Annotated in this window: 14 protein-coding genes; 2 read left to right on the top strand and 12 right to left on the bottom strand. The window is 67.3% G+C overall.

Features of this window, described 5'->3' with window-relative positions:
* Positions 1-116: 116 nt before the first annotated feature.
* The 10 genes from J2X67_RS22350 to J2X67_RS22305 are packed head-to-tail and all read right to left on the bottom strand — an operon-like array spanning position 117 to position 10,346.
* Positions 117-1,412 (bottom strand): SDR family oxidoreductase, encoded by a 1,296-nt coding sequence (locus tag J2X67_RS22350; RefSeq protein WP_309956602.1) that lies wholly within the window; start codon positions 1,410-1,412, stop codon positions 117-119.
* A gap of 14 nt (positions 1,413-1,426) precedes the next feature.
* Entirely contained in the window at positions 1,427-1,972 is a 546-nt protein-coding gene (locus tag J2X67_RS22345; protein WP_309956600.1) for a nuclear transport factor 2 family protein, read from the bottom strand.
* Positions 1,969-2,349, bottom strand: a complete 381-nt coding sequence (locus J2X67_RS22340; protein WP_309956598.1) for a VOC family protein — start codon at positions 2,347-2,349, stop codon at positions 1,969-1,971. The genes J2X67_RS22345 and J2X67_RS22340 overlap by 4 nt, the downstream gene beginning before the upstream one ends.
* Positions 2,346-3,104: a glucose 1-dehydrogenase gene (locus tag J2X67_RS22335; RefSeq protein ID WP_309956596.1), complete on the bottom strand. Its 759-nt coding sequence runs from the start codon at positions 3,102-3,104 to the stop codon at positions 2,346-2,348. The genes J2X67_RS22340 and J2X67_RS22335 overlap by 4 nt, the downstream gene beginning before the upstream one ends.
* Positions 3,101-5,233: an acetate--CoA ligase family protein gene (locus tag J2X67_RS22330; RefSeq protein WP_309956594.1), complete on the bottom strand. Its 2,133-nt coding sequence runs from the start codon at positions 5,231-5,233 to the stop codon at positions 3,101-3,103. Before J2X67_RS22330 ends, J2X67_RS22335 begins: the two co-directional genes overlap by 4 nt.
* 1 nt (position 5,234) lies before the next feature.
* On the bottom strand, positions 5,235-5,996 hold the full coding sequence (locus tag J2X67_RS22325; protein ID WP_309956593.1) for an enoyl-CoA hydratase/isomerase family protein: 762 nt from the start codon (positions 5,994-5,996) through the stop codon (positions 5,235-5,237).
* Positions 5,993-7,102, bottom strand: coding sequence for an acyl-CoA dehydrogenase family protein (locus J2X67_RS22320; RefSeq protein WP_309956592.1), 1,110 nt, complete (start codon positions 7,100-7,102; stop codon positions 5,993-5,995). Before J2X67_RS22320 ends, J2X67_RS22325 begins: the two co-directional genes overlap by 4 nt.
* A 3-nt stretch (positions 7,103-7,105) precedes the next feature.
* Positions 7,106-8,266, bottom strand: coding sequence for an acyl-CoA dehydrogenase family protein (locus tag J2X67_RS22315; protein WP_309956590.1), 1,161 nt, complete (start codon positions 8,264-8,266; stop codon positions 7,106-7,108).
* Between the two features lie 28 nt (positions 8,267-8,294).
* Entirely contained in the window at positions 8,295-9,233 is a 939-nt protein-coding gene (locus tag J2X67_RS22310; protein WP_309956588.1) for a flavin reductase, read from the bottom strand.
* A 21-nt stretch (positions 9,234-9,254) separates the two neighbouring features.
* Entirely contained in the window at positions 9,255-10,346 is a 1,092-nt protein-coding gene (locus tag J2X67_RS22305; RefSeq protein ID WP_309956586.1) for an LLM class flavin-dependent oxidoreductase, read from the bottom strand.
* A gap of 102 nt (positions 10,347-10,448) precedes the next feature.
* Here J2X67_RS22305 and J2X67_RS22300 point away from each other — a divergent pair, with 102 nt between their 5' ends.
* Positions 10,449-11,363: a LysR substrate-binding domain-containing protein gene (locus tag J2X67_RS22300; protein WP_309956584.1), complete on the top strand. Its 915-nt coding sequence runs from the start codon at positions 10,449-10,451 to the stop codon at positions 11,361-11,363.
* Here J2X67_RS22300 and J2X67_RS22295 read toward each other — a convergent pair.
* Complete coding sequence (locus tag J2X67_RS22295; protein ID WP_309956582.1) at positions 11,321-12,226, bottom strand: SMP-30/gluconolactonase/LRE family protein; 906 nt, start codon at positions 12,224-12,226, stop codon at positions 11,321-11,323. The two genes, J2X67_RS22300 and J2X67_RS22295, sit on opposite strands and share 43 nt — an antisense overlap.
* Before the next feature lie 137 nt (positions 12,227-12,363).
* Here J2X67_RS22295 and J2X67_RS22290 point away from each other — a divergent pair, with 137 nt between their 5' ends.
* Positions 12,364-13,320 carry a tripartite tricarboxylate transporter substrate binding protein gene (locus J2X67_RS22290; protein WP_309956580.1) on the top strand — a complete coding sequence of 319 codons (957 nt, stop codon included), beginning with the start codon at positions 12,364-12,366 and terminating at the stop codon, positions 13,318-13,320.
* Positions 13,321-13,363: 43 nt separating this feature from the next.
* Here J2X67_RS22290 and J2X67_RS22285 read toward each other — a convergent pair whose 3' ends face one another.
* Complete coding sequence (locus tag J2X67_RS22285) at positions 13,364-14,572, bottom strand: CaiB/BaiF CoA-transferase family protein (RefSeq protein WP_309956578.1); 1,209 nt, start codon at positions 14,570-14,572, stop codon at positions 13,364-13,366.
* Positions 14,573-14,583 lie beyond the last annotated feature (11 nt).

The following is a 14,583-nucleotide window of genomic DNA, read 5'->3' as shown; positions in this document are numbered from 1 at the left end:
TCTTGCGCAGCATTGCCAAGGGCGAGGCCATCACGCAGGACACTTCCACGCTGGAAAATCCGGCCATTCTGGAACAGTTGTCACAGACCAATTGACCAAGCCAGACAAGGCGCGGATCACCGCAGCGCTGCATCCAACGGCGACACAGCCAAGCGAAGCACCTGCCCGGTCAGAAACTGCGCGCGCGGGCCGGCCACGTAGTCGAGCAGCGGCATGCAAAGCTGCGGCGCAAGGCCCTGCGGCAGTTCCAGTGCGTTGATGCGCAGCCCCTTCGCACCCCATTCGGCAGCCAGCGTGGCCACCAGCATCCGGGCGGCATCGGCGTCGCCGGCCAGTTGCCAGCCAATCCCCGGTTCGGGCGCAGGCAGCAGCAGCGTGAGGCTGGCCATCGCAACGTGGCTCGAACGAAAGCTGCGAGCGGCATCGAGCACGGCATCCAGCCGCGCGCCGGGCTGCGCATCCAGCGCGCGAGCAGCGACAACAGCTGCATAGCCCGCGCGGTCGAGGTTGCCTGCATGCGCACGCTCCCACACGCTCAGTGCGGCATGCCAGGCCGGCTCGCGCACGCACTCGAGATGCGGATGCAAAGGTGTATCGAACGGAAGGGCCGGATGCTCGCAGGCCGGCAGCGGCTGGCTACCTCCGCACACCGACGAGCCGCCGTCGAGCACCAGCAGCGCTCCGGTGAGCACGCGCGCACCGAGGCTGGCCAGCAAGCACAAGGCTTGAGCCATGTCCTCGGGCTCGGCCATCCGGCCCATCGGAATCTTCGACACCGCCTGCGCAGGGTCGAGCCGACCGCCCTCTATCAGGCGCTGCACAAGTTCGGTTCGCACGAAGCCTGGTACCAGCGTGGTCACGGTCCAGTCGGGCCGGGCTTGCGCCAACCCGCGGCTCTGTCCGATCAGTCCAGCCTTGCTGGGGCTGTAGAGACCGCGCCACGGAATCGCGCGCAGGCCCGCACCGGAAGCCACGTTGACGATGCGCGCGCCGGCAAGCAGATGCGGCGTACAGGCCTGCACCATCCGCGCCGGCGCGGCCAGGTTGAGCGCGAGAAGGCGAGCCGCCGTGCCGTCTTCATGCCCGGACGTGGCCTCCGCACCACCGGCTGAAAGGCCTGCGTTGTTGATCAACGCATCGAGCCGCGGAATCTCGTGCCCCAGGCGCTCGATGCGCGCCGCATCGGTCAGGTCGGCCACCAGGCTCATCGGCGGCTCCGCGTCGGCCGGCCACGCGGCTTCGAGACGCCGCAGCGCGCGCGCATCGGCGTCGACCAGAACGCAGCGCCACCCCGCGCTCGCCAGGGCCAACGCCGCGGCACGGCCGACGCCTGCACCGGCCCCGGTGAGCAGCACAGTCTGCGGCCCGGGCAGGGAAAGCTCGCGGGACGAGCGCGAGAGATCGGTCGTCATGCGATCGGCCGGCTTCAGGCGCCGCGCACGTTGCTCAACAGCGCGTACACGGCGTCGTGCGGCGCTGCCGTGCCGACCGGCTGGCGAACGCCGAACAGCATGGCGTCGGCTTGCGCCAGCTCGGGCCGTCTGCGCTCCTCGATCCAGTCGTAGACCACGGTACGCGCAGCCACGCGCCACTCGCCGCCGCGGCGCTCGAAACGGTCCACGTAGCGGCCGCAAAGGAAGGTCTCGCAATCCAGCTGCGCCGCCGACGCCTGAAGCGCGATGAAACTGCTTTCCACCGCGGCAACGTCGCCATGCAGTTCGATCAGCACGTTGGTGATCTGGTGGACGCGGCGCCCGCCCTGCCGCAGCCTGGCCAGCGCCTGCGCAATGAAGCCCGCTGCGCTGCCCTTCCACGCGCCATGGCAATCCGTGGCGTCTTCCCAGTAGGCCGAGCGCAACGCAGCCTCGTCGCAGCGGTCGATGCCCCGGCAATACCGCAGCAGGCAATCGCGGATCGCTTCGCGGTCCAGCAGCGATTGCAAGCCCGCCGGCATCGGCTCTGGTGCGCTCATGCAGCGGCGGGCGCGGCGCGCCGAAACAGCTGCACCAGGTTGCCCTCCGGATCGCGCAGCGACAGCACGGCCCCGTGGCCGCCCATGTCGCGCAGGCCCAGCACCTGCCCGCCAGCGGCAACGATGCGCTCCTGCGCGCCCTCGAAGCCGTCCACCTCCAGCACCATTACCAGACCGCTGGTGGCGGGCGCCGCTTCTTCAACGCAGGCCAGGGCCACGTTGGTGTTGCCCACGCCGTATTGAATCCAGCGGTCGCCATCGCGAAACTTCATCGGCAGGCCCAGTGCACCTTCGTAGAAGGCATGCAGGCTGGCCGGCTCCTTCGCCACGACGAACACGTTCTGTACCCGTTTGGGCGATGCAACGGTGCCGGTCACAGCGAAGTCTCCGACGCGCCGCCGTCCAGCCGCAGCACGTCCGCGTTGAAGAAGCGCGAGCCGTCGCCGGCCAGGAAACAGATGGCATCGGCAATGTCCTCCACCGTGCCCAGGCGGCCCAGCGGCGTGCGTGCGATGCGCCGGGCATCGAGCTCTGCGTTGCGATGCTTGGCTGTGCCCTCGGTAGGCACCGCACCGGGCGCCACCGCATTCACGCGAATGTTGCGCGCGCCCAGCTCGGCCGCCGATGCCCGTGTGATGCCCAGCACGCCAGCCTTGATGCCGCTGTAGACCACCGACCGCATGGGCGACTTGAAGGCTGCGATGGAGGCCACGTTGATGATCGAGCCGCCGCGTTCAGGGTCCATGGTCTCGGCCGCCGCCTGGATGCCCCAGATCACCGACTTGAAGCCGATCTCCACCATGCGGTCCATCACCTCGGGGGTGATCTCCGCCAGCGGCTGGTAGCGCACCCAGGCGGCGTTGTTGACCATGATGTCCAGCCGTCCCGCATCGCGCGTGAACTGCGCCACGGCCTCGCGCATGCCTTCGCGCGTCGACACATCGCAGGGCAGCCCGATGGCCTGGCCGCCTAGCGCGCGGATCTCGGCGACGGCCTCCTCCACGAACTCGGGCTTCAGGTCGTTGATGCCGACAGTGGCGCCCAGGCCGGCCATGGCGCGTGCGGTGGCCCGGCCGATGCCGTGGCCGGCACCGCTGATGAAGGCCGCTCGGCCTGAAAGAGACGTTGTCATGCGGAGGCTTTCGTGAGGGGTGGCTCGGGCACCAGCAAGGCGTCCAGCGCATGCGCGCCGCGCCCCAGGTCCAGCACCACCAAGGGGTTGATATCGATCTCGGACACGCTGCCCGCATGGCGCACGGCAAATCGCGACAGCGCCGCGATGGCCTTGGCCGCCGCCGGCACATCGGCCTTGGGGCGGCCGCGCGCGCCGTCGAGCAACGCAAAGGCCTTGAGCGACTGGAGCATGGCGGTAGCCTCTGCCTCGTCGACAGGCGCCGGCTGCAGTGCCACGTCCTTGAAGATCTCGGCAAAGATGCCGCCCAGGCCCACCATCACCATCGGGCCGAACATCGGGTCCTTCTTGGTGCCGAGGATCAGCTCGACGCCGCCCTGAACCATCTGCGCGACGAGCACACCGGCAATGCGCGCCTCGGGCGCCTTCTGCGCCACGCGTTCGAGCAGGTTTCCGTATTCCTCGAGCAACTGCGTTTCGGAGCGCACGCCGACGAATACGCCGCCGACCTCGGTCTTGTGGGCGATGTCGGGCGAGACGATCTTCAGCACCAGCGGAAAGCCCATCGCACGCGCCGCAGCGAGCGCCTCGCCGCGGCTGGCGGCAATCGCCTCCCGCGGCACGGGCAGGCCGGCCTCCGCCAGCACGGCCTTGGCACTGGCCTCGGTGGCAAAGGCCTCTGTGGCCAACGGCACGCACTCGATGGCCGGCGCTGCAGCCCGTGCGGCGCCGCGCCCACCGAAGCGCATCAGCGCCGCCAGGGTCGCGCAAGCCGCATCGATGCCTTCGACCACGGGAAAGCCCATGGCATTGAGCGTGGCACGCACGTCCTGCGGCGCGCGGGCACACAGGAGAATGAGGCGCGAAGGATGGTCCTTGCGCACCTGCTCCAGCGCGGCAAGAAACACGTCGCGCAACCGGGGCACATGAAAGGCATTGGCCGACTGCAGGATCAGCGCATCGCAACTGGCGTCGCGCGCCACGGCATCGAGCACCTGGGCCAGCACCTCGGGCCTGCTCGACACCTGCGCCGTCATGTCGACCGGGTTGGAGGGCGCGGCGAAGGGCACGACCGAGAGGATGCGCTCCTGCGTCTGCGCGGCAAGCTTGGGCAGTGCCAGCCCTTGCGCGCTGGCCGCATCGGCCAGCAGCACGCCAAAGCCGCCGGAAGCCGTGAGCACGGCCACGCCGTGGCCGCCGGGCACGCGCGCCGGGCCGACAACCGAGAGCGCATGGCCGACTTCGAGCAACTGCTCGATGCTGGGTACGCGGATGGCACCGCCGTTGCGCAGCACGGCATCGAACACGGCGTCCGAACAGGCCAAAGCGCCGGTGTGCGAGGCCGCGGCCTCGCTACCGGCCTCTGAAACGCCGACTTTCAGCACCACCAGCGGCTTGCCCGCCTCCCGCGCCATAGCCATGGCCCGCGTCAGCTTTGCGCCGTTGCGGCAGGTTTCCATGCAGCACAGGATCACCGAGGTGCCGGGGTCCGCAGCGAGCGAGGCAATCGCATCGGCAATGTCCACGTCGCATTCGTTGCCCGTGGTCAGCATGCGGCTGACGCCCAGGCCGCGCTCACCGGCCAGGCGCAGGGTAAAGCTGCCCAGGTTGCCGCTCTGCGAAACGATTCCCACCGGGCCGACAACGGGAAAGGACGACTCCAGCGCCACCGAGAAAGTGGCGATGCTCTTGGCCGGCACGCCGATCGCGCCCAGGCAGTTCGGGCCGACCACGCGCATGCCGGTGGCACGCGCGACATCGCCGATCTGCGCCTGCAGGCGACTGCCCTCCTCGCCCATCTCGGAAAACCCGGCCGACAGGATGACCGCAGCTTTCACACCCCGCCGGGCGCAGTCTTTCACCGCGTCGAGCACGCCCGCGGGCGGCACCGCCACCACGGCCAGCTCGGGCGCTGCGGGCACGTCGTCCAGGCTTGCATAAGCCGGTAGCGACTGCACGAGCCCCGCCTTGCGATTGATCGGATAGATGGCGCCAGCGTAGCCGTACTTCTGCAGAAACTGCAGCGGCCGCCCGCCGATCTTGGTGACGTCGTCGGACGCCCCGAAGATGGCAATCGAGCGCGGCTCGAACAGCGCGTCCATGCCGCGCCCTACTTCCACGGCCGGCATCTCAGCGCCCCTTGTAGACAGGTTTGCGCTTCTCGAGAAACGCCTTTCGGGCTTCCTTCGCGTCCTCGGTGCGAGCCAGCGCCATGGTGAAGTTCTGCTCGAAGCGGTAGCCGTCGCGCTGCGGCATCAGGTCCATCATGTTGGCGGCCTGCTTGGCATAGGCGATGGCCAGCGGTGCCTTGGAGGCGATCTCCTGGGCGATCTCCATGGCCAGCGGCATCAACTGCTCTGCGGGCACCACTTCGTCGATCACGCCGCGGCGGTACAGCTCGGCGGCCGGCACCTTCATGCCGGTGAAGAACATGCGGCGCGTGAACGAACGCCCGACCATGGTCCGCAGCATCGAGACACCGCCCGCGAGGCCGACGTTGATCTCGGGCATAGCAAAGGTGGCGTCCTCGCTCGCCAGAAAAATGTCGCACGAGGCCATGAGGCCGAAGCCTGCGCCCAGCGCGGGGCCGTTGACGGCCGCGATCACGGGCTTGGCGCACTCGCGAATGGCATTGCCCGTCTCGCGCGTCCAGCGGTTGTGGTCCAGAAAGTCGCCGGCCTTGTCGGCATTGGGCCGGTCCTTCAGGTCTGCGCCCGAGCAGAAGAACTTGCCGGTGCCCGTGAGAATTGCCACCCGCACGTCGGGGCGCTCGGAGACCTCGTCGAAGATCTCGATCAGGCGTCGGCGCGTGGCGCGGTCCAGCGCGTTGACCGGCGGCTTGTCCAGCCGGACGACGGCGATGTAGTCGGAAACTTCCAGATCGATGCTCATCGCACGCTCCCGGTTTGGTTGGAAAAAGAAACTTGTGGTGCGCTTGCCCCTGGCGCCAGCAGCCGGGCAACGTGCAAGAGCCGGTCGCCGTAGCGGAACTCGGAGGCAATGAGGCGCTGCGCCAGGCGGGTGGCCAGCACTTCCTCGCTCACGCCCATGCCGCCGTGCATCTGGATGGCCGCTTCCGCACAGGCGCGCGCCGACTCGGCCAGCGAGACCTTGGCCAGGCGCAGGGTGCGGCGCAGGTCGGGCGCATCCCGCTCGTAGTCGTTGAAGCAATGGATGACCAGGCCCTTGGCGCCCAGGTACTTCACGTACATGTCGGCCACGCGATGGCGCAGCACCTGGAAGCTCGAGAGCGCCACGCCAAACTGGCGCCGCTCCTTCAGGTGGGTGACGGTCTGGCGGATCAAGGTGGCCAGCGCCGCCACCGTGTCGACGGCGGTGAGCAGCAAGGCGGCATCGGTTGCCTTGGCGCGCGCGTCACATGCAGAGGCGCCACGCGCGATGCACGCGCTCTCGGGCACGGCAAGCTGCCCCAAGGCGAAATCCGCACCGAGGCGGCCCTCCATCGTCCGATATCGGGCCTTCGGTGCGCCGACGCGTTCGGCATCGACCAGGAAGATGGCGTCATCGCCATCGACCTGCGCAGGCACGAGGTAGTGCGTGGCTGGCAGCGTCGCGTCCACGCCCTGCACCGTACCGCTCAATTCGTAGCCGATGTCGAGGTGCCGGGCCGTCACGGCACTGGCGTCGGGCGTGGCGGACAAGGCAGTCAAGGGCGCTATCTGCGCGCTGCCCTCTGCCACCGCCTCCAGCCAGCGCCTTGCGGTTTCGGCGCCCGCAGCCTGCAGCAACAGTGGCACCACAGCGCAGGTCTCGACCACCGGCAGCTGCAGGCCGTGCGTGGCAAGCCCCTCCACGATGGACGCGAGATCGCCCAGGGTGCCGCCCACGCCGCCGGCCTCCTCGGGCACCAGGGTGGCCGTCCAACCCAGTTCGCGCACGGGGTCGCCCTGAATTTCGGTGGCAGTGTGGTCTTCGGCATAGCGACTCGCCGCGTCCAGCAGCATGCCGGGAAAGAGCGGCGGAAAAGATGTGGACATGGCTCAGGCTCCCAGCAGTTCGTTGGCGACCACGTTGCGCTGCACCTCGGAGGTGCCGCCGGCGATGGTGCGGGCGCGCGTGAACATGTAGTTCTGGATCCAGGTGGCGTCGGGCACGTCGTCCCCCACCTCGGCAAGAAAGCGATGGGCGGCATCGGGCCCGACCGCATCGAGGGCGATGGTCGTCAGGCGCTGTGCGACGTCGGCGCAGGTCATCTTGATGGCCGAGGGCTGCACGCCCAGCGGGCGCTGGTGAATGAGGTCGTCGGTGGCCTGGGCCATCATCACGCGAGCGCCCTTCACGTCGGCCTCGCACAGCAGCAGCTTGTGATGCAGGCCGCTGAAATCGCGCAGCCCCGCGGCGGCACGGCTGGCTTCTTCAACCAGCTGCGCAACCTGGCGGCGCATGAGCTCCAGCCGCGCCACGTTGGCCGGCGGAAGGCGTTCGCGCTCGAGCAGGAACTTGGCGCAGGTCCAGCCCTTGCCGACCTCGCCGACGAGGTTGTCGCCGCGCACGCGCACCTCGTCGAAGAACACCTCGTTCAGGTGGTGCCAGCCGTCGATGGTCTTGATGGGACGCACCGTGATGCCGGGGGTGTCCATGGGCACCAGCAGCAGCGAGATGCCTTCCTGCTTCTTCGCTTCCTTCGAGGTGCGCACCAGCATGTAGATCATGCTGGCCTCGTGGGCGTGCGAGGTCCAGATCTTCTGGCCGTTGACGACCCACTGGTCGCCTTCCAGGCGCGCACTGGTCGACAGCGAAGCCAGGTCGGAACCCGAGCCCGGCTCCGAGTAGCCTTGGCACCACCAGTCCGAGCCGTCGAGGATGCGCGGCAGGAAGCGCGCCTTCTGCTCGGGCGTGCCAAAACGGATGATCACCGGGCCGATGTGGCCCAGCCCGTGGTGGTAGAGCGGCGGGCAGTCGTTCTCGGCCATCACCTCCTCGAAGATGAGGCGCTGGCGAATGTCCCACCCCGTGCCGCCGGCTTCGCGGGGCCAGCCCGGTGCGCCCCAGCCTTTGGCGTTGAGTATCTGCTGCCATGCCTGGTATTCGCGCTTGGTGATCTTCTGGCCGGCCGCGACCACGGCGCGGATCTCGGGCGGGCAGGCGCTGCGCACGAACGATTCGAGTTCGCGCCGGAAGCCGGCGTAGTCGATGGACATCTTGTCTCCTGTGGAATATCGAAAGGGCTCAACCCTTGCGCAGCTGCGCAATCAGCTCGTCGAGGGCGGCTGTGGCACCGGCGGCGTCGCGCCGGCGCAGGTTGTGCGCCACGTTGCGGCGCAGCGGATACAGGTCGGGGCGCGGGCGCACCGAGAGCACATGCGTCATGCGCTCACGCAGCACGCTGGTCATGGTCTGCGCCATCAGCGTCAGCGCTTCGTTGTGGCCGGCCGCGGCAATCGACGAGAAGAACGCACTGGCAGAGGCAATGCGCTCTTTCAACGGTGCGTCGTCCGGGTGCGCCTCGATGGCACTGGCGGCTTCATGTACGGCGTCCAGCTCGGCCTCGGTCGCGCGCTCGCTCGCCAGGCGCAGCAACGTGCCGTAGAGCGTGCGGTAGGCCTCGTCGATGTCGGCGTCGCCGAGCCGCCCTTCAACCACCAGCTTGCGCAGCGACTCGGCCAGCTTCATGTAGGCGCCCTTGTAGAACACCAGCGCCTGGTCGGCCGCTCCGGCACCCAGGTGCCGCACCTCGCCGATGAAGATCGTGTGGTCTCCGGCCTCGTGCGTTGCATGCACGCGGCATTCGAAGCTCGCCAGGCAATCGTCGATCACCGGCAGGCCCAGCGTGCCGGCGCGCCAGGGCACGCCCTCGAACTTGTCCGCGATCTTGCTGGATGCGAACCGGCCCGACAGCGCGTCCTGCTGCTCCGAAAGGACGTTGATGACAAAGCCCTCCGCCGCCTGGAACGTGTCCAGCAACCGGCTGGCATTGCGCAGGCTGAACAGCACCAGCGGCGGCTCCAGCGAGACCGAACTGAAGGAGTTGCAGGTGAGGCCGGCCGGCCGGCCGTCGGGCGTGCATGTGGTGATGACCGCCACGCCGGTCGGAAAGCAACCGAGCAACTGGCGGAACTGGGCAGGCTCGATGGCGCAGCGGGTGCTTTCTTCAGCGGCTTCGGACATGGCGTCTCCTGGCGTCCGGCCTCAGGCCGCAGCAAATTCGGCTGGCGCCGCGGGCTGGTGCGGCGGATCGTTGGCGATCTCCTGCTGCACCGTCGGAATGATGACCTTGCCCCAGACCTCGAGTTGGCGCAGCATGGCCCGGTGGTCGAAGTCGCCCATCTGGGTCTGGAAGCAGTAGTGCACCGGCTTGAGCGTGCGGATCTCGTTGACCACGCGCTCGATCACCGTGTCGATGTCGCCCACCGGCAGCAGCGCGCGCATCTCGTCCAGCGTGGGCTCGCCTTCGACAATGCCTTCTTCCACCTGGTAGTCGTCGGCAATCTGCGCGGTGCGGCGCTTCAGGCTCACCGCAATGCGGCGCTGGTAGCGGGCGCACTCGAGGTAGCTTTCCACTTCGTCCTTGTTGCTGCTCGCGTAGGCCGCCCGCAGCAAGCCCACCTGCACGCGGGCCGGGTCCTTGCCCTCGGCCGTGGCCACCTTGTCGATGAGTGCGCGGGTGCTCGCCAGCTTTTCCAGGCCGCCGTCGCCGCCCGAAACGAAGACGTGGTGATCGGACTTGACGGCGCGCGACAGAAAGGCCGGATCTACGCTCGTGATCCACATCGGCGGCATGGGGCGCTGCACCGCGCGCTGGCTGATGGCGCTCATCGGCTGCTGGTAGTACTCGCCGTCGTAGCTGAACTTGGGCTGCGTCAGGCCGGCCTCGAGCATGTCGAGCATCTCGAAGGTGCGGGCCTTGGCCGATTCGAGCGACACGCCGAAACGCTCGAACTCGAACTGCTGGTAGCCCGAGCCGATGCCCAGGTTCAGGCGGCCGTTCGACAGCTGGTCGACCATGGCCACGTCTGCAATCAGGCGCGCCGGCGTGTACAACGGCGCCACGACAATGCCGGTACCCAGGCGGATGTTGCGCGTCACGGCGGCGCAATGCGCGATCATGGTCAACGGCGACGAGCACATGCCGTAGTTGCTGAAATGGTGCTCCGCGTACCACGCGGCACCAAAGCCCAGTTCGTCCGCCAGGCGCGTCTGCTCGATGGCATCGCGCAGAATCTGGTGGGAGGTCTTATGCTTGTTCCGCTGCTGCATCAAAATGAAGATTCCGAAATCCATCGCTGTCGCTCCTGGTTGGCTGTTTTCGATCGAGGTCCATCGTAGGAACTCAGGGCCTGAGTGGCTCACCAGCGAACGCACAGCTTCTTTGCGTCTTTCGAAATGAAGGCCCTCGACTCGCTGCGCATCTTTGTCGCCACCCAGAGAAAGGGCAGCCTCTCAGCCGCGGCCCGCAGCCTCAGCCTTTCGCCGGCCACCATCTCGCGGCGCATCAGCGCACTCGAAGAAGAACTGGGCGTGCAACTGGTGGACCGCACCAGCCGCAACCTCAAGGTGACCGAAGCGGGCCGAGCCTTCCTGGAGCGGGCCGAGGCAATGCTCGAACTGATGAGCGAGGCCGAGCAGGCCGTGCACAACGCACGGCAGCGGCCCGAAGGCCGGCTGCGCGTGCATTCGCGCACGCACATCGGCCTGCGGGTGCTGGCGCCGCTGCTGCCGCGCTTTGCGGAGCTCTACCCCGACATCCGCGTCGAACTCGAACTCTCCGAGCATCCGATCAACCTGGTGGAGCACGACTTCGATGTGGACATCCGCACCGGCGAGTCCAGCGATTCGGGCTTCGTCATCAAGCGGCTGCTATCGAGCGACGAGGTGCTGGTGGCGAGCCCGGCGTTCCTGAAGATCTTCTCGCGCATCCGGCATCCCGGCGACCTGCCGCAGGTGCGTTGCCTCACCTACCGGCGTGACCGCGAGGTAATCACCTGGAAGTACATCGACGAAGCCGGCGAGCAGCAGGAGCTGAACATCCAGGGCGTGCTGAGCGCGAACAACGGCGAACTGCTGCGGCTTGCAGCCATCGGCGGCATGGGCGTGGCGCTGCTCTCCGAGGCCACGGTGCGCAACGACCTGCGCGATGGCACGCTGGTGCGGCTGCTGCCCGAATACCGTTTTGCCGTGCGTGCATTCTCCAACGGCGTCTTCGCCGTGTTCCGGCAGAGCCGCGCGCTGCCACTGAAGGTGCGCGCCTTCGTGGACTACGTAGCGGACGCGCTCCGAACCGAGCCGCCAGCAAAATGATGCGGCAGGCGCCCCGGCGCGGGCAGCCCTGAAATCCGGAACAGCCCGCCGTCCTGCGGCTTGCGTCCTTCGAGCCGCGCGCTGCGCGAAATGGAGGTCAGGTACATGTCTTGCAGACCCGGTCCGCCAAAGCAGATGCTGGACGGGTAGCTCACCGGCAAGTCGATCAGGCGGTCCAGCTCGCCGTCGGGTGCATAGCGCGCAAGCCTGGCCGCGCGGGTCAGCACGGTCCAGAAAAATCCTTGCGCATCGACCGTCGCGCCGTCGGGCCCGGAGTCGAACGCGTGCGTCTTTGCAAAAACGCGCTTGTTGCAGAGCGGCCCGTCGGCGTCGTAGTCGTACGCCCAGATGATCCGCTCCAGGCTGTCGGCCAGGTACAGCACGCGCCCGTCGGGGCTGAAGCACGGCCCGTTCGCAAAGCCGATGTCATCCGCCAGACGCTCCACGCGGGCATCGGCGCGCAGCCGGTAGAGCCCGCCCGCCACGGCCTCGCCGGCTTGGCGATCCATATGCATGGTGCCCGCCAGGAAGTTGCCCGCCGGGTCGCACTTTCCGTCGTTGAAGCGAACCTTCGGATGGTCCACCGGAATGCAGGCCAGGTGTTCCAGCGTGCGTGCGGCGAAGTCATAGAGCGCGAAGCTGTTTCGAAGCGCCACCACAACGGCAGTGCTGCGGCAGGGCGCGATCGACCCCACGGGCGCGGGCAGCAGGTGCCGCTCGGGCTCCCCGGCTTCAGGTTTCAGGCGCCACAGCGTGCCCGACAACGCGTCGATCCAGCTCAGCGTCCGGGCATCGGCATCCCAGCACGGGCTCTCGCCCAATTGGTCTTTCGTCGTTCCCACTCTGATGATCTGCACTGCCATCGGCGGAGTGTGCAAGGCCGCCGCGCGCATTGCCGGCGCATCCCGCAAAGCTGCTTTTCATTACTTGCAGGCCGGTGCCTGCGGAGGACATCTAGACTGAATGCAGAGCCCGATCCCGGGCCGGAACAGGAGACAAAATGAGCTATCGCAAACTCGTCATCGGGTTGGCACTGGGTGCGTGCGCAGCCGCATCGGCATTCGCGCAGCAGGTGACCCGCATCGTGGTGCCCTTTGCGGCCGGCGGCGGCACCGACCAGTACTGCCGCATCCTGGCGCAGGAACTCAACAAGCAGGGCCTGAACGTGATCATCGAGAACAAGCCGGGTGCGAGCGGCATTCTCGCGGCCGACTATGTGGCACGCGCCAAACCGGACGGCCAGACGGTGCTCGTGTCGTCGCTGGGCACACTTGCGAACAACAGCGTGCTCTACGACAAGCTGCCCTACGACCCCGCGAAAGATTTCGCACCCGTCACGCAAATTGCCTACCAGCCAGCCATCGTCGTGGGCCGCACCGACCTGCCCTACAAGAACATCAAGGAGATGGTGGCCTACGCCAGGCAGAACCCCGGCAAGATCAACCGCGGTTCGCCCGGCGCGGCCATCCTGACCAACCTGGCACCCATTGCCTTCGAAAAGGAACAAGGCTTCAGCACCTTGCACATTCCTTTCAACGGGGACGCACCCGCCTTGCAGGCCCTGCTGGGCAACCAGATCGACATTCACGGCACGTCGATCACGGGATCGCTGCCCTATGTAAAGGCCGGCAAGCTGCGCGTGCTCGGCGTGATGGATTCACAGCGCCTGCCGCAGGTGCCCGACGCCCCCACCTTCAAAGAGCAGGGCTTCGACATGGAAGCCACCCTGTGGTACTCGCTCTCGGTTCCCGCCGGCACGCCCAAGCCGGCGATCGATCGCCTGAACAAGGCCGTGAACCACGTGATTGCCGATCCCGATTTCGTGGCCCGCGCACGCGCCATCGGCATGGAGCCGCGGGGCGGCACGCCGGAAGAGCTTGGCAAGTTCATCAAGGCCGAGGCCGATCGCTGGCTTCCGATCTTGCGCAGCCTCAATTTGCCCAAGCAATCGCACTGATCGCAGGGCTGGTACGCAACGGATGCCATTCAACGGATGCCATTCATCTGATGACGTTCTTCTGGCCCAGCGCTTCAAGTTGGCCATCGTCCATGTCGAGCAGCTCGCGAAGCACTTCGGCCGTGTGCTCCCCCAGATGCGGCGGGTGGTGGCGCACACCCGAGCGCGCGCCGTCGATGATGTAGGGCGGCGCGTGAACGGCCTGCGGCCCCGCCTGTGCGTCTTCGAACTGGTGCCAGACCTTTGTCTGCGCCGTTCGATCTGACTGCAGCGCTTCGTAGAGGCCGAGCACCTCCCCACAAGGTATGCCCGCCTTGTCCATGCGCTCGATGAGATCGGCGCGTGAGAACTGTGCGATCTTCGCGAGCAGGAGCGGCAGCAATTCATGCCGGTGCTTCGAGCGCCCGGTGTTGGTGGCGAACTTCGCATCGACCGGCAGCTCGGGGCAAAAAATCACCTCGTCGCAGAACTTCCTGAACTGGCCGTTGTTGCCTACCGCGATCACTACCGGGCCATCGGCGGCCTCGAATACACCATAAGGCACGATCGACGGGTGGGAATTGCCGAACTTGGCCGGGTCGCCCTTGTTCAGCCAGGCGGTGAGTCCGTAGTAGGAGGTGATCATCATCCCGCTGTCGTACAGCGACATCTGGATGTGGCGGCCCTTGCCGGTGCGGGTGCGCTCGAACAGCACGGCCAGGATGGCCTGCGCGGAGTACATGCCGGTGAACATGTCGACCGCGGCAATGCCGAACTTCAAAGGCCCCTGGCCCTCTTCGCCGTTCATGGCCATCAAGCCGGTTTCTCCCTGGATCACAAGGTCATAGCCCGGCCGCGCCTTTTCCTGGCTCAGCACCGAGTAGCCCGAGATGGAGCAGTAGATGATCTTCGGGTTGATCTTGCGCAGGTCTTCGTAGCCCAGGCCCATCTTCTGCGCGCCGCCGTACTTGAAGTTCTGGATGACCACATCGCACTGCGCCGCGAGTTTGCGCACGATGTCCTGGCCCTCCTTGTCCTGCAGATCGACGCAGATGGAGCGCTTGTTGCGGTTGCAACTGTTGAAGTAGGACGTGTTGTGGCTGCCGATGCGCACGCCCCAGTCTCGCGTGTCGTCCCCGCGTTCGGGATGCTCGACCTTGATCACGTCCGCACCCAGGTCGGCCAGCGCCATGCCGCACAGCGGGCCGGCCATGACCCTGGAGAGGTCCAGCACGCGCACGCCGGCAAGAGGTTGCATGGAAGAGTGGATCATTCGTTATTCCT

Source organism: Variovorax sp. 3319 (assembly GCF_031456585.1).
In the GTDB taxonomy this organism is placed as follows: domain Bacteria; phylum Pseudomonadota; class Gammaproteobacteria; order Burkholderiales; family Burkholderiaceae_C; genus Variovorax; species Variovorax paradoxus_P.
This window is presented reverse-complemented; position numbering and strand designations above follow the sequence as displayed.

Excerpts from the sequence above, each read along its gene's own strand:
- J2X67_RS22315 (WP_309956590.1), bottom strand. The coding sequence starts at position 8,266 with ATGTCCATCGACTACGCCGGCTTCCGGCGCGAACTCGAATCGTTCGTG.
- J2X67_RS22335 (WP_309956596.1), bottom strand. The coding sequence starts at position 3,104 with ATGACAACGTCTCTTTCAGGCCGAGCGGCCTTCATCAGCGGTGCCGGC.
- J2X67_RS22285 (WP_309956578.1), bottom strand. The coding sequence starts at position 14,572 with ATGATCCACTCTTCCATGCAACCTCTTGCCGGCGTGCGCGTGCTGGAC.
- J2X67_RS22290 (WP_309956580.1), top strand. The coding sequence starts at position 12,364 with ATGAGCTATCGCAAACTCGTCATCGGGTTGGCACTGGGTGCGTGCGCA.
- J2X67_RS22305 (WP_309956586.1), bottom strand. The coding sequence starts at position 10,346 with ATGGATTTCGGAATCTTCATTTTGATGCAGCAGCGGAACAAGCATAAG.
- J2X67_RS22345 (WP_309956600.1), bottom strand. The coding sequence starts at position 1,972 with ATGAGCGCACCAGAGCCGATGCCGGCGGGCTTGCAATCGCTGCTGGAC.
- J2X67_RS22300 (WP_309956584.1), top strand. The coding sequence starts at position 10,449 with ATGAAGGCCCTCGACTCGCTGCGCATCTTTGTCGCCACCCAGAGAAAG.
- J2X67_RS22350 (WP_309956602.1), bottom strand. The coding sequence starts at position 1,412 with ATGACGACCGATCTCTCGCGCTCGTCCCGCGAGCTTTCCCTGCCCGGG.
- J2X67_RS22320 (WP_309956592.1), bottom strand. The coding sequence starts at position 7,102 with ATGTCCACATCTTTTCCGCCGCTCTTTCCCGGCATGCTGCTGGACGCG.
- J2X67_RS22330 (WP_309956594.1), bottom strand. The coding sequence starts at position 5,233 with ATGCCGGCCGTGGAAGTAGGGCGCGGCATGGACGCGCTGTTCGAGCCG.
- J2X67_RS22310 (WP_309956588.1), bottom strand. The coding sequence starts at position 9,233 with ATGTCCGAAGCCGCTGAAGAAAGCACCCGCTGCGCCATCGAGCCTGCC.
- J2X67_RS22295 (WP_309956582.1), bottom strand. The coding sequence starts at position 12,226 with ATGGCAGTGCAGATCATCAGAGTGGGAACGACGAAAGACCAATTGGGC.
- J2X67_RS22325 (WP_309956593.1), bottom strand. The coding sequence starts at position 5,996 with ATGAGCATCGATCTGGAAGTTTCCGACTACATCGCCGTCGTCCGGCTG.